This is a genomic window from Rhizobium sp. J15 (genome assembly GCF_002531825.1).
GTDB lineage: Bacteria > Pseudomonadota > Alphaproteobacteria > Rhizobiales > Rhizobiaceae > Rhizobium.
In genome coordinates this window covers 89,612-103,432 of record NZ_NWSX01000018.1, presented here as the reverse complement: position 1 = coordinate 103,432, position 13,821 = coordinate 89,612, and the positions used below count along the sequence as shown (strand labels likewise).

Genomic DNA, 13,821 nt, shown 5'->3' with positions numbered 1-13,821 from the left:
TCTCGACCCGTCCTTCGGACCCCCGCTGGGGAGAAGGAGACATGCCTCCGGCCGCGGCGCCAATAATCAACCACCAAAGGAGCAAAACAATGACCGACATGCATGAACCCTATATCTCCCTTGCCGGCGTGAAGAAGTCGTTCCGGATCGGCGGCGAGGCGATAGCGATCTTTTCGGCGCTCGATCTTTCCATTGCGCGCGGCGATTTCGTTGCGGTCATGGGGCCGTCGGGCTCGGGGAAATCGACGCTGCTCAATATGCTCGGCGGCATCGACAGCGCGGATGCGGGCGAGATCCGGATCGGCCGCAGCCATCTCGGGCAGATGGGCGAGGGCGCAAGGGCGGCCTGGCGGGCGCATGGGATGGGCATCGTCTTCCAGTTCTACAATCTGCTGCCGATGCTGAATGCGGCGGAGAATATCGAGCTGCCGCTGCTCCTGAAGCCGCTGACGCGCAGCGAGCGGCGGGCGCGCGTGGATACGGTCATGGAGCTTGTCGGGCTTGCCGGGCGGCAGCGGCAGTTTCCATCCAGCATGTCGGGCGGGCAGCAGCAGCGCGTCGGCATTGCGCGCGCCATCGTCACCGATCCCGATCTCATTCTCTGCGACGAGCCGACCGGCGATCTCGACCGGAAATCGGCCAACGACATCCTCGATATGCTCGCCTTTCTCAACCGCGAACTCGGCAAGACCATCATCATGGTCACGCATGATCCGGAGGCCGCCGCCCGGGCGCGGCGCAGGCTGACGCTCAACAAGGGCGAATTCACCGAGGGGGCGGGCCGATGAGCTTCTTCCAGCTGATGCGGCGCAATGCCTGGCGCAAGCGGCTGCGCGCCATCCTGCTGATGTTTTCGGTCGGCATCGCCTTCCTGATCTATGGGCTGACGGCGAGCTTCGTTACCGGCAGCCAGGGGGCGGCGGGCGCCAGCGACAACCTGCTCGGCGTCTTCAACAAATCCGGCCGCGGTCTGTCGCTGCCGCTTGCCTATCTCGGCCGGATCGCCGCCGAGCCCGATGTCGCGGCGGTCGCCTATACCGCGCGCATACGCGGTTTCGTCGAGGTGGAAAAGAATGTGGTGGCCGTCAGCGCCGTCGATCCACAGGCGATCGCCGCCGCCAACGGCGAGGAGCTCGGGCTGACGCCCGGTCTGATCGCGGCACTCCAGGAGGGCGGCGACCGGGTGCTGGTCGGCCGGGCGTTGGCTGAAGCGCAGGGCTGGTCGGTCGGCCAGCGCATCGGCGTCACCAGCCAGATGATGAAGGCGGACGGCAGCCGCAGCTGGAGCTTCACGATCGCAGGCATCTTCGAGGGCGCCGATGCCAGCACCGACACCTATTTCATGCTCGCCCGTTACGACGCGGTCAATGCGGCCCGTGCCCGCGACAAGGATACGGTCGACGCCTTCGTGGTGCGTCCGCGCCAAGGCGTTTCCTCGGCGGTGCTGGCGGCGCGCATCGACGCGCTCTTCGCCAATTCGGCGGCGCAGACGCGCACGCAATCGGAAAAGCAGTTCCTCGAAGCGTTTCTCAGGCAATTCGCCGATATCGGCCTGATCGTCGGCCTCGTCGTCGGCGCCGCCTTCGTGACGATCCTGATGATCTCGGTGAACACCATGCTCTTTGCCGTCAGGGAACGCCGCTTCGAGATCGGCGTGATGAAGGTGCTCGGCTTTTCCCGGGGGCGGATCATGGCGCTCATCCTCGGCGAGACGCTGTTCATCTTCGCCGTCGGCGGCGCGGGCGGGCTCATTCTCGCCAAGCTCGCGACGCTTGCGATCGGGCCGGAATTCGGCCTCGTCTTCGGTGCGGCGGTGCTGCTGAAATCCGCCGCCATCATCGCCGGCCTCGGCCTGCTGACGGGGCTACTGCCCGCTTTCAGCGCCATGCGCCTGCCCATCGTCAACGCTTTCAGAACGAGATAATCCAATGCGCTCAACGCTCAAGCAGATCTTTCTCATGATCCGAGTCAATCTGGCGAGCCTCCCCAGGCGGCTTGCGATCTCGCTGTCGATGGTGCTGTCGGTGGCGCTCGTCGTGACTGTGCTCGCCGGGTTTCTGGCCATGGCGCGCGGCTTCGAGGCCGCACTTGCCGGGGCGGGCTCGCCCGATATCGCCGTCATCCTCGGCGGCGGCACCAACCAGGAGACCGGCTCGGATGTGCCCGCCGAGGCGATCCGCAGCCTGGCGGCGAGCGGCGGTGCCGGGATCGCCCTGTCGCGCGAGACCGTCGTTCCCATCGATGTCAGGGCGGTCGACGGCGCCGAGCAGACGCTGTCGCTGAGGGGCATGGATCAGGCGGGGCCGGCTCTGCGGCAAGGTGTGAAGCTTTCGCAGGGGCGGCTCTTTGCGTCGGGGGCGCGCGAGATCGTCGTCGGCAAACGCATCGCCGAGAGTTTTCCGGGCTTTGCCGTCGGCCAGACGGTGCGGCTCGGCGCGCTCGACTGGACGGTCGCCGGCCATTTCTCCTCCGGCGGCAGCGCCTTCGAATCCGAGATCTGGGCCGATCTCGAAGCCGTGCAATCGGCCTTCGACAGGCAGGGGCAGGTGCAGAGCCTCAGGCTGCGGGTCGATGGCGCGGGCGGGCTGGCGGCGCTGCGGGCGCGGCTTGCGGACCTGTCGGGCCCGCCGCTCACAGCCATCGCGGAGGCTGATCTCTATGCGGCGCAGGCCGAGCGCACCGAGAGCCTGATCCGCCTGTTCGGCTGGCCGATCGCGCTTTTGATGGCGGTGGGGGCGACGGCCGGCGCCCTGAACACGATGATGAGCTCGGTCTCCGACCGCGCCGTCGAGATCGCCACGCTGCGGCTCCTGGGCTTCGCCCGCCTGCCGGCCTTCGCCGCCACCTGGGTGGAGGCGGTGCTGCTCTCGGCCCTCGGCGCCGCCGCCGGCGCCATCGCCTCCCGGTTCGCCTTCGACGGCTGGCAGGCGAGCACGATGGGCGCCAACAATACGAAGATGGCGTTTCAGCTCGTGGTGTCGCCTGAAGTGGTTTTGACGGCGGGTCTGCTCGGGCTGGCAGTCGGCGTGATCGGCGGCGCGCTGCCGGCGCTGGCGGCCGCGCGGCTGCCGTTGGGGGCGGCGTTGCGGGCGAAGGGGTAGGTTTGCTCTTCCTCGGTTGTCACTCTATGGCGGGTATCACCGCATTGATGAGATCGCTGGTGGGGTGGCATTGGGCTGGAGTTCGACCTGTGTCACGCCATGCTGACAGGTCCTCCCTGGCAGGATTTGCCTAAGTGCAAGCGCTCGCCTGGGGTACCAAGGCCCCACCCAACCTCCTTCATCCCTGTGCTTGTCACAGGGATCCAGCCTGCCCAAGTCTTTGGGCAGGATAGACTTTTTCCTTGGCTGCATGTGGTGAGTCATTCACCGCGCGGACGCGCGGTGGCTGGATTCCGGTGACAAGCACAGGAATGAGGGAGAGTGGGGTCGGCCGCCCACTCCTCCTTGGGGAAGCATGGAAAGCGGTGCCCGTAGGGACCGAAAACCTGGCCACCCCATCACTCCTCCACCACCTCGATCTCCGGCCACCCGGCGAGGGTCAGCCGCAGGCGGCCGCGGTCGGCGCGGTCGAGGGTGATCGGGCCGGCTTTTTCCTCCAGCCGCCGGCGCAGGAGGATCAGCCTGGTTTCCAGGTTGTCCTTGAAGTCGGGCAGCTGCAGGCGGCGGTCGCGGCGGATCTCGCGGTTCAGGAAGTCCTGCTTGCCGGTGCGCACATAGTCTTCGAGGAAATGCAGGAGCAGCCGCCCCGGCACGCCGCGGATCAGATAGTCGTCGTCGACGAACAGGGAGCCGTCGCGCGGATAGAAACGAACGGCGATGCGCCGGCCGGCGGGCGTGGCGCCGGCGCGGTCGGCCGGGGCGTCGGCCTTTTCCCGCCCGTTGGTTTCCGCCCGCTCGCGTTCCTCCGACAGGAAGGAGAGGGCGGTGGCGAGATGGGCTGCGATCACGATCAGCGCCTCCTCGTCGCGGTGGCGGAAGGTGAAGCGCTCGGTCGATTCCGAAAACAGCACGCCGACGAGCCTTCCGCGCGCCACAAGCGGCAGCGCGATCTGGCTGAGCGGCTTTTCGAGCGCGGGAAGCGGGATCGGCGCCGCATCCTCGACGCCGGCCATGGCCCGCACCGCCTCGATGTAGCGCCGGCCGCGGCTGAGATCGGTGATACGCACAGTGCGCCGCCGCTCGGCCGCCAGCCCGATAATGCCGCGCCCGGCCGCAACCTCGGCGCCGAAGCCGAACTGGTCGTAGCCGCGGCTGGCAATCGTCGTCAGCCCATCGCGTTCGCCGTCCGGCACCAGCACCATGGAATTGGAGTAGCCGAAGCGTTCGCTGAGCCCTTCGAGGGTGGCGTCGAGCAGCGTTTCCGGATCGCCGCAATTCGACATCCGGGCCGTCAGCCGCGCCACCCTGCCCATCAGGTCGGGCAGACAGAGCGGCTCCGGCTCGACCAGCGGATTGGCGGCCGGCACGGCCCGGCAGTCCTCCACCCGGTAGATGTCGACGGCGTGCAGCTTCATGATCCCGCTCATCCGGCTTTCCAGGATCGCCAGATGGATCGCCAGTTGATCGAAGGTCTCGCCCTCCGTCTCGGAGCGCTCGAACACCAGGTCGAGCACGTGCTGCTGGCCGCTATAGCCGTCGACCACCATCACGGTCGCAAGCCCGTTGCGCGCCACATTGTCGGCGGTCTTTGAAAAGAACTGGTTGGAGAGCGCCACGTGCCTCTCATCGACGTAATGCACGTGCGAGAGATAGGAAATATTGGGCATTCCGTCGGCATCGGTTGTGGCGATGATGGAGGGAATGACGCCCTCGAAACTGTCCCGCAGCCCTTCGAGCGGAATCATGCGAGGGGTTCCGGCGTCAGCCTGCGCCCGGCGCCCGGCCCCGGCGTCTGCTCGAAGATCGCCTGCGGCTCGATCGTCAGGCAGACGAGGTCCTGGTCCGACAGCGTGCTGGAAAGCTGCATGCGCGTGACCCCGAGCGCCAGCATGCGCGCCAGCTGTTCTGCGACATAGGCTTCGCCGCGTGCCCGCTGGGTCTCGTCCGCCGGCCGCGCTTCCACAACGATGCCCTTGATCTGGCAGGCCTTGTAGTCGGCGGGGCGCGCATAGGTCGTGGCGATCGGCCGGCCGGGCAGCGCCCCGCCGACCGCTTTCGGCCATTGGCAGCGCGAGGCGAGAAAGTTGAGATGCCCGCTCTGCCGGTCGACGCGCACGCCGGAGCCGCGGCCGATCATCGGCCGGCCGGCCTCGTCGCACGTCACGAACAGGATCATGACGGGACTTTCTATGAATTCCCAGAGTTCCGGCCCCAGCATGCTTTTTCCCAGCCCCGAAGTCGGGCGATGATAGTCAGTTAGGATAATCTTAGCAATCGTTCCAAGTGCTTAGGATGGTTTTAGGAAGCGCCCCGCAAGGGCCTCGGTTATCTCGATCGCATCAGCCCGGCGCACGGAAAGAGGCGCCGCCAACGAGAGGAAAACCATCATGAGCCATGAATTCTCGCTTACCAGCATTCCCGATCTCAACGGCCGCTATGACATTTACGGGGCGATCCACAAGGGCCTGCGCAAGGCCGGCTGCGACCTGCTCGGGCGCCTCGGCGCTGCCGATTTCCAGAATGTCGAGGAGACGGTCTTCCTGATCGGCGACCTGCGCCATTACCTGATGCTGGCCGCTTCCCACGTCGTTCATGAGGACGACAACATCCACACGGCGCTTGCCGAGAAGGGTGTTTCGACCGTCACGCTCGACGAGCAGCACGACGACCACCGCACCGCATTCCGCGAGCTGGAAGAGCTTGTCGTCGCCTGGGAAAAAGCCTGGCCGCTCAGCAAGGCGGCCTGCGGCCGCAAGCTTTATCTCGCCTTTGCCGCCTACATTGCCGACGACTTCGCGCATATGCACGAGGAGGAGGTGGTGACCGGCCCTCTGCTGTGGCGCAACTTCAATGATGAGGAAATCTTCGCCATCGAGATGCGCATCATCGGCTCGCTGCCGCCGGAGAAGAGCATGGCCTTCATGCGCATCATGATCCCGGCCATCAATCCGGCGGAGCGGGCGGCACTGCTCGGCGCCATGAAGAAGAATGCGCCGCCGGAAATCTTCCAGGCCGTCATCGACTTCGCCGTCCGTCCGGGGCTTTCGGACGGCGACTTCGCCAGGCTTGCCGACGCGCTGAAGCTGGCGGCCTGAGAGGGCGGCTGCGGGCGGGGGCGTAAAATAGCGGCTTCCCACCTTGGAGGATGTGCCGTGTGGCTTGCCGACCTGCCGATTCATGCAATTACAGCGCCGGATTTTTTTCGGATAGGTTGCGGCTTCCCGGCGTCTTGAGGCACCCGCGCCATTGCCTGTGGAATAAGGCCCGCAAACCGGCCCGCTGCCGCATTGACAACATCTTCTCGCCTTTTTGCCATGGAGGTTTGCCCCCGCCGCATTCGGACGGCCGGTCCCGGTCGATTCCAGTGGCGATGTAGCGATCCGACGAACAGGGCAACATTGGCGATATGACAATCTACTATGTGAACTCAGCGACTGGCTCCGACCGCAACAGCGGAACGGGCCAGAACTCGGCTTTTGCGACTTTGTCCAAAGTGGAATCTCTGAAGCTGAAACCGGGCGACAGCGTGCTGCTCGCCAAGGGAAGCGTTTTCAACGAGCAGTTCGACATCAAATATTCCGGCACCGAGAGCGCGCCGATCAAGATCGGCAGTTACGGCACGGGGGCAGCCCCCGTCATCCATAGCAACGGCGATGGCATTCACAGCCTCTATGCCTCCAACATCGTCATCGAGAATCTGAAGATCTCCAATGTCGGGAGTGCGGGCATCTATGGCGGCAGCGTCACCAACTGGACGGTGCGCAATGTCGAGATCGCCAAGACCGGGCAGTCGGAAAGCGCCGGCGCCGTCACCTTCCGCAGCAGCAAGAACGTCACGGTCGAAAACACCAAGGTATCCGACGTCAAGGGCGACGGCTTCTGGATCGAGAAGGTCGCCGGCGTCAAGCTCATCAACAACAGCGTCACCAGCGCCAACGGCTCGACGGCCGATGCCGTGCAGGTCAACGACAGCAGCAATATCCTGATCAAGGGCAATCATCTCGACCAGACCGACGCCAGCAGCCCGAAGGGCGTGATCGCGCTGGTGCGGGCCACCAATGCGGTGATCGAGGACAATGTGCTGACCGGCGGCGGCTTCGGCATCAGCGCGCCGGCGGGCAAGACCATCGCCATCCGCGACAACGACATTTCGGGCTATCACGGCTACGACTGGTCCTTCGCCGTCGGCCTCGGCGATCAGGGCAGCGCGCGGGATTACGACATATCCGGCAACCACATCCATGACGGCGCCTGGGGCGTGGCCGTCAGCGGCCCGGTCGGCGCCAGCTATACCCGCACCAATATCAAGGTGCACGACAACACCTTCGACGACCTCACCGAGGCGGCGCTGAAGGTCGACCGGCCGGCCTCCGGCTCCTTCTACAGCAACACCATCGAGAGCGGCACCAAGGCGACCAGCATCTCGCCTTCCATCGCCGAGGCGAACACGTTCACCGTCAAGGACAATGAGACGGTCGCCAATGTCTCGACGACGCTTGCCGCCACCGAGACCAAGGTTGCCGCAACGACGGAAGCGGCTGCCGCCGACCCAGGCGTCGCCGCCGTCCATGACAATCTGAAGATCTTCACCGACAACGGCGAGGCCCATCGCGGCAATCTTCTGGAAAACGACAGCTCCGACAACGACACGCTGGTGCTGCGCCGCTTCGACGGCGAAAGCGTCGGCAAGCACGGCCTGACGCTGACCGGCGTCTACGGCTCCATCCACGTCGAACGGGACGGCAGCTATGCCTATACGCTCGACGAGACGAAGCTGCCGGCCGGCCATGACGGCCATGTGAGCGAGACTTTCGGCTATGGGATCGATGATGGGAATTCCCAGCATAGCGACGGGGATACGCTGACGGTGTTCATCCATATGGATGATTTGTTGCGGTGAGAGTTGGGGTGGGGGCATGACCTCCACCCTCTGCCACTGTGGGATATGTGCCCTTCGCAGCGCTTCATGTGAAGGGCAATGAAAGATGTGCCGCGTAGCCCCCTCATCCGACCCTTCGGGCCACCGACCTGGGTCGAGCCACGCGTCTCGACCCGTCCTTCGGACCCCCGCTGGGGAGAAGAGGAATCGCAGCAGCGTCTTGCCCTTCTTGAAGGCATCGTTTGTGGACGGGGAGCTCTCGGCTTGCCCGCTTCTCCCCAGCGGGGAGAAGATGCCGGCAGGCAGATGAGGGGGCCTCACGGCACACCCTCCATTGCCTGGCTCTGATGACACAAGCCGCAACCTCTCTCCGTCCTCATCCTGAGGCTCTCGAAGGACGAGGGCGGCCACCAGCCAACTTACCTCACGTAACTCACCCGACCGTACGTTACCGTTCATTCACCTTTCGGTCGTTGTTTTCTAGATTATTTTCTCTTAAGTTGTATTCTTGAGGATGCAGCCACCGCCAGGCGCTTCTCGGGAGCAAGGCCCCACCCAGGCCCGCCGCCGTAACGGCAATCGAACGCCATCCTGATGGCCTTCAGCCCCCGACCGCATCCGATCCACTCGTTGCAGCCGTTCATGACGGCTGGGCGATAATGCGAGAACAGGCGACATGACAATCTATTATGTGAATTCAGCGACGGGCTCCAACACGAACGCCGGCACCAGCGAGGATGCGCCTTTCAAGTCCTTCTGGGCGGTGGAAAACCTGAAACTGCAGCCGGGCGACAGCGTGCTGCTGGCCGCCGGCAGCGTCTATAACGACCAGCTCGACCTGAAATATTCCGGCACAATCGATGCGCCGATCACCATCGGCAGCTACGGCGTCGGCGACGCGCCTGTCATCCAAAGCCCGAATGACGGCATTCACAGCCTCTATGCGTCCAACATCGTCATCGAGAACATCACGATCTCCGACACTGGCGGCGCTGCCATCTATGGGGGCTATGTCTCAAATTGGACCGTCCGCAATGTCGACGTGGATCATACCGGGCTCTCCAAATCGGGCTCCATCACCTTCCGAACCGGCTCGAACATCACCATCGAGAACAGCACGATCAACGACGTCAACGGCGACGGCGTGTGGATCGAGAAGGTCAACGGCGTCAATTTCAACAACAACACCGTCACCAATGCCCACGGCACGGCGGCCGACGCCGTGCAGATGAACGACAGCAGCAACATCGTGATCTCAGGCAACACGCTCGACCAGACGGGTGCTGTGACGCCGAAGGGCGTGATCGCGCTGGTGCGGCCGGTCAATGCCGTCGTCGAGGACAATACGATCATCGGCGGCGGCTTCGGGATCGGCGCCCAGGCCGGCACCAACGTCGCCATTCACGGCAACGATATTTCAGGCTATGGCGGCTACAGCTGGTCCTACGCCATCGGCCTCGGCGACCAGGGCGACACGCGCGACTACGACATCTCGGGCAACTACATCCATGACGGCGTCTGGGGCGTGGCCGTCAGCGCCGCCGGCACGACCAGCTATGTCCGCGAGGGCATCAACATCTACGGCAACCTGTTCGACGACCTGACGCAGGCGGCGCTGAAGGTCGACCGGCCCGCCTCCGGCTCGTTCCACGACAATTTCATCGCCAGCGACGTGACGCCCTACAGCATATCGCCGACGATCATCGCCGCCGGCACCTTTCCCGTCTACGACAATACGACGGTCGACGAGAGCCCGACCACGCTTGCGAGCGCCGACAGCCTCGTCGCCACCGAGGCAAGCCTCAGCCTGATGGCCGACAGCGCCTATGCCGGGCAGGACAGCCTGACGAAGATGAAGGCCGATGCGGACCACGGCCATCACGGCGATCCCTTCGGCGAGGACGGCGTCTCCGCCGAAAGCCTGCTGCTTCGCCGCTTCAACCATGATGGCTTCGACAAGGGCCGCCAGATGGCGGACAACGGCAATCATTTCGGCCCGTTCGACATGGCCGATCTCTTCGGCGCCGGCGAAAGCGGCAACGCCTTCTGGCATCCAGACATCCCGTCGCCGCCGGAATCCTCGCATTATCAGGATGGGCTGGTGCTGAGCGTCATCCTCCATCCGGGGGACGCGCTGGTCTAGTCCTCGCCTCGCAGGGTCAGCAGGACTTCGGCTTCGATCTCCGTGCAGATGCTCTCATATTCGGCGGCGATCGCGGGATCGGACGCCCTGTCCCTGCGCATGCGGTCGAGCGCGGCGCAGACTTCGCCATAGGCGCTGCACATCTCGCAGAGATCCGGATCGCTCGCCGCAGCCGCCCGGATCGTTCCCCGCGTCGCCGGCAACCGCATCATCAGCCGGGCCAGCCCCTGTTCGGCGGCGCGTCCGGCGATGCGGGCAACGCCTTCTTTCCTCTCCATGCCACCCCCCTTACTGCTTCTTTCCGCTGTACGCAGAGATGCTGCATCTGGTTCAGAGGAGAGGAGAAAATTGCCCGCTTAAAAACCTCCTTGCCACTGAATTTCAATGAATTCAGTTACTTATAATTGACAAGGAGGTTTTTAAGAGAGGTCAACATTTTAAAAAATGGGTGGGGTGAGATGGGCAAGCGCATTTTTAAAAATGTTGGGGCTTCTTAAAAACGTCCTTCCAAACCTCTTTGGCGGTTAAAGTCCGTCATATTGGAGGGTGTGCCGTGTGGCCCCCTCATCTGCCTGCCGGCATCTTCTCCCCGCTGGGGAGAAGCGGCCTCGTGGCAACGTCTCGCCCTTCTTGGAGGCATCGTTTGTGGCCACGAATCCCATGGCTTGCTGCTCTTCTCCCCAGCGGGGAGAAGGTGGCCCGAAGGGTCGGATGAGGGGGCCACGCGGCATGTCCTTCATTGCCCTTTCGCTCACCCCGAGCGGCAAGCGAAAGGCAGATGGAGATCGCCACTTACGCCGCCAGACCGATCGTGATCGTCGCCGAAAGTACGCCGCCGTCGAGTTTTTCGAAATCGAAGATGTGGTCGGCGGCGTCGTCGGGGATGAGGTTGTCGGCGTCGTTGCGGGTGTCGCGGGCAGGGCGGCCGGCATAGTCGGGATGCTCGCCGTAGACGATGTCGCTCAGCGCGTCGTCGAAATAGATCTGGCTGACGAGGAGCTCCCTGCCGTCGACGAGGATGCGGCAGTGGACATGCGGCGTGCGGCCGCTGTACCAGCCGGGATAGGCGGTGAGAAAGCTTGCCTGGCCCTGCGCATCGGTCAGCTGGCGGCCGCGGAAGGCGAGGCCGCTGATCGCCTCGGCATCGCCGAAGGTGCACATTTCGGCGGCCTCGCGGCCGGAATAGATGCCGCGGTGATCGGTGTGCCAGATCTCGATATCGGCCTTTTCCACCGGCCGGCAATCGGCGGCATGGACGATGCGGACGGCAAGGCGCAGCGGCAGTCCGGGCTTTCCCTCGGAGACGTCGCGGCGGGCGGGGACATTGTTGACATGGCAGGGGCCGAGGGTCTGGGCGAGCGTCGCGACGCAGTTCGGCCGGGCGCGGAAGAGCGGCTCGGGCAGCGCCTCCCATGTGACCGCCTTGGTGCCGCCGCTCTGGAAATCGCTTGCCTTCCAGTCGAAGGTCCTGGCGGCGATAGCGAGGTGTCGTCGCGGCCAGATGGCTGCCGCGATCACTGATGACGCCGCGATGGCCGCGCCGCCGAGCACAAGGGTTCGCCTCTTCATCCGTCTTCCTTTCCCGAAAGACATCGCCTCTATGAGGGATCGCCTGATAAGGCCAGTTAAATCCAGGCAATGATCGGTGGCAATGCCGGCATGGGCATCGTCATCGTGTTGGCTGGCGGCCGATGTATTGCCATCGCCCGCCAAGTATTCGAAGAGGGCGCCGGAAATATAGGTGGCTCCGGAGCCGGGGTTCGGAACCTCGCGGAGGAGCCATTCTGCCGTGCCGGCAGGGCCTGCGGCGCGATCCGTATAACCGATCTCGCCAAGCTTTATCCGAAGGTATTTCGTCGAAAATGCCCGGATAAATTGCCTCTCATTCGCGCCATGATTCATCTTTACGTTTCCGCCCGCATTTTATTCTTCGTCACAATTGAGATCATCATGATCTTCGCAACAATGGTGGGAAACCATGAGGGTTATTCTCGTCATCGTCCTCACGGCGCTTGCCGTGCCCTGTGAGGCAGACATGCTCGGCACGGCGTCCCGATACAAAAGCATGCATGAACGCTCCATCTCCTTCCTCAGCGTCAATCCGAGGCGCACTTCCTGGTGCGGGGCGTTTCTGGCCTATGTCGCCAAGCGATCTTCAAGGGAGCCGCCCGAGAACCCCAATATGGCGCGCTCCTGGATGAAGTTCGGCAAGCCGGTCTTCGCCCGCTCGGCCAAGCGCGGCGACGTGGTGGTGATCCGCAGCGGCCGGCGTTTCCACGTCAGCCTGTTCGACCATTTCGACCAGCGGCGCCAATACGTCTATCTCTTCGGCGGCAACCAATCCAACCGCGTGCAGCTGTCGCGCTACCGCGCCAGCTCCGTCGTCGCCATTCGACGATGAAGCCCGACATCCTCTCCCTTAAAAACCTCCCTGCCACTGAATTCCCATGAATCCAATGGCTTAGGATTGACAAAGAGGTTTTTAAGAGAGGTCAACATTTTAAAAAATGGGTGCAGCCGGGATCTGCAGGCCTTATCTCGCGCATTTTTAAAAATGTTGGGCCTCCTTAAAAACGTCCTTCCAAACCTCCTTGGCGGAGTTGGGGTGTCGTCGGCCGTCCGCTCAGGGCGCTTGTTTCGAGCCTGATTTCAATATTTCTCGAACACTTTCTGCCTGACCGCTCGTGCTTTCGAAAATGAACTCGGGCGCGCATGGAGCCTGCAGGACGGTCATGGAGGCCGGCTCCGGAGTCGGCAGGATCGTGGCGGTAGGACCGCGCATCGGCGGCGGCGGTGTTTCCGCTTTGCGTAGCGCAATCAGGTACGGCCCCGGCGACATATTCCTGGGCTCGCGAAATGTGGAGTTGTCCCAGGTCACCGTCAGCCTGTCCGACGCCGTGCCGCGCAGAATCTCTTCAACCACAATGTCGAAGCGCGCATAATCGCTGAGGAAGCTGGACTGTTTTTCAAGAATCTCACGGAATTTGCCGCTGGTGCGGGGAAGCAGTTCCTGACGCCGCCGCCGCGCTTCCGGGTCGAGCACCATCGTATAGTTCTCGACGCGACCGACGACCACGACGTCAGCATGGGAGACATCGTTCAATTCCAGGCGTTCGAGCCAGGGGCAAGCGCTGGCCGGGCTGGCTCCCGCCAAAACTCCGGAACTCAACAACGCGACAGTTAAGATACCCCGCATCCGCATCTCCTCCACCCCCAGCAATTTTCCGGAGCTAACGCAGCGATTGCGGCGAATGTGAAGCTGACTCCTCAGCGTTGAAAAATTTCGGCTTCTGCGAGATACCCATGCAGTCCTTCGAAACTTACTCGAATGATTGCGGGAAAACAGATGGTGGAGATCGGTTGCGATGAGCAGGATTCTTAGGAACGTTCATAAATCCGCTCAGCGGCTGCATGAAGCGGGCTTCGTCGATGACGTTACGATGAGGGAGTTCGACGCGCTTTGCCTGCCTCCGCTGCGCGCCTATACGCCCGAGGAGATCAAGAAGATCCGCAACGCCAATAAGGTAAGCCAGGCCGTGTTTGCGCAATTTCTCAACGTCAAGACGATCACGGTGGCGGCCTGGGAGCAGGGGACCAAGAAGCCGAGCGGCCCGGCCGTCAAGATCCTTGATCTCGTCGAGCGCAAGGGGCTGGACGTGCTGCAATAGCAGCCTGTCGGCGTTTTCGCTCTCGCGGAC

At 63.5% G+C, this 13,821-nt stretch carries 14 protein-coding genes; 9 read left to right on the top strand and 5 right to left on the bottom strand.

All coding sequences use genetic code 11. The features are described from left to right. The first annotated feature begins 89 nt into the window (after positions 1-89). Genes CO670_RS17605 through CO670_RS17595 form a run of 3 tightly spaced genes read left to right on the top strand, consistent with a single transcriptional unit; the run spans position 90 to position 3,101 of the window. Positions 90-788 carry an ABC transporter ATP-binding protein gene (locus CO670_RS17605; protein ID WP_097591412.1) on the top strand — a complete coding sequence of 233 codons (699 nt, stop codon included), beginning with the start codon at positions 90-92 and terminating at the stop codon, positions 786-788. Beyond that, positions 785-1,924, top strand: coding sequence for an FtsX-like permease family protein (locus CO670_RS17600; protein WP_097591411.1), 1,140 nt, complete (start codon positions 785-787; stop codon positions 1,922-1,924). Before CO670_RS17605 ends, CO670_RS17600 begins: the two co-directional genes overlap by 4 nt. A gap of 4 nt (positions 1,925-1,928) precedes the next feature. Continuing rightward, the gene (locus tag CO670_RS17595; RefSeq protein WP_097591410.1) at positions 1,929-3,101 is read left to right on the top strand and encodes an ABC transporter permease; all 1,173 of its coding nucleotides are present in this window, start codon (positions 1,929-1,931) and stop codon (positions 3,099-3,101) included. A 398-nt stretch (positions 3,102-3,499) separates the two neighbouring features. Here the strand turns inward: CO670_RS17595 and CO670_RS17590 are convergent, their stop codons facing one another. Together CO670_RS17590 and CO670_RS17585 are read right to left on the bottom strand one after the other, a co-directional pair. After that, the gene (locus CO670_RS17590; protein ID WP_097591409.1) at positions 3,500-4,846 is read right to left on the bottom strand and encodes a GAF domain-containing protein; all 1,347 of its coding nucleotides are present in this window, start codon (positions 4,844-4,846) and stop codon (positions 3,500-3,502) included. Further along, positions 4,843-5,319 (bottom strand): hypothetical protein, encoded by a 477-nt coding sequence (locus tag CO670_RS17585; protein WP_097591408.1) that lies wholly within the window; start codon positions 5,317-5,319, stop codon positions 4,843-4,845. The genes CO670_RS17590 and CO670_RS17585 overlap by 4 nt, the downstream gene beginning before the upstream one ends. Positions 5,320-5,488: 169 nt before the next feature. Between CO670_RS17585 and CO670_RS17580 the strand changes: the two genes are divergently transcribed. The 3 genes from CO670_RS17580 (at position 5,489) to CO670_RS17570 (ending at position 10,123) form a co-directional block, all read left to right on the top strand. Next, positions 5,489-6,196, top strand: coding sequence for a hypothetical protein (locus tag CO670_RS17580; RefSeq protein ID WP_097591407.1), 708 nt, complete (start codon positions 5,489-5,491; stop codon positions 6,194-6,196). A gap of 311 nt (positions 6,197-6,507) precedes the next feature. Next, entirely contained in the window at positions 6,508-8,001 is a 1,494-nt protein-coding gene (locus CO670_RS17575) for a right-handed parallel beta-helix repeat-containing protein (RefSeq protein WP_097591406.1), read from the top strand. A 655-nt stretch (positions 8,002-8,656) separates the two neighbouring features. After that, positions 8,657-10,123 (top strand): right-handed parallel beta-helix repeat-containing protein, encoded by a 1,467-nt coding sequence (locus CO670_RS17570; RefSeq protein ID WP_097591405.1) that lies wholly within the window; start codon positions 8,657-8,659, stop codon positions 10,121-10,123. On the opposite strand, the gene CO670_RS17565 is transcribed toward CO670_RS17570, so the two are convergent. Beyond that, a complete protein-coding gene (locus CO670_RS17565; protein ID WP_097591404.1) occupies positions 10,120-10,401 on the bottom strand; it encodes a nodulation protein in 282 nt (93 codons plus the stop codon). The genes CO670_RS17570 and CO670_RS17565 overlap by 4 nt on opposite strands. A 514-nt stretch (positions 10,402-10,915) precedes the next feature. Beyond that, the gene (locus tag CO670_RS17560) at positions 10,916-11,692 is read right to left on the bottom strand and encodes a protocatechuate 3,4-dioxygenase (protein ID WP_097591427.1); all 777 of its coding nucleotides are present in this window, start codon (positions 11,690-11,692) and stop codon (positions 10,916-10,918) included. Between the two features lie 90 nt (positions 11,693-11,782). On the opposite strand from CO670_RS17560, the gene CO670_RS32580 reads away from it, so the two are divergent. Both CO670_RS32580 and CO670_RS17555 read left to right on the top strand, forming a co-directional pair. Next, positions 11,783-12,151 (top strand): hypothetical protein, encoded by a 369-nt coding sequence (locus CO670_RS32580; protein ID WP_141502324.1) that lies wholly within the window; start codon positions 11,783-11,785, stop codon positions 12,149-12,151. Beyond that, positions 12,102-12,524 carry a TIGR02594 family protein gene (locus tag CO670_RS17555; RefSeq protein WP_097591403.1) on the top strand — a complete coding sequence of 141 codons (423 nt, stop codon included), beginning with the start codon at positions 12,102-12,104 and terminating at the stop codon, positions 12,522-12,524. Before CO670_RS32580 ends, CO670_RS17555 begins: the two co-directional genes overlap by 50 nt. A gap of 222 nt (positions 12,525-12,746) precedes the next feature. Here CO670_RS17555 and CO670_RS17550 read toward each other — a convergent pair whose 3' ends face one another. Beyond that, the gene (locus tag CO670_RS17550) at positions 12,747-13,319 is read right to left on the bottom strand and encodes a hypothetical protein (protein WP_097591426.1); all 573 of its coding nucleotides are present in this window, start codon (positions 13,317-13,319) and stop codon (positions 12,747-12,749) included. A 169-nt stretch (positions 13,320-13,488) separates the two neighbouring features. Between CO670_RS17550 and CO670_RS17545 the strand changes: the two genes are divergently transcribed. Beyond that, the gene (locus CO670_RS17545) at positions 13,489-13,791 is read left to right on the top strand and encodes a DNA-binding transcriptional regulator (RefSeq protein WP_097591402.1); all 303 of its coding nucleotides are present in this window, start codon (positions 13,489-13,491) and stop codon (positions 13,789-13,791) included. Positions 13,792-13,821: the final 30 nt, after the last annotated feature.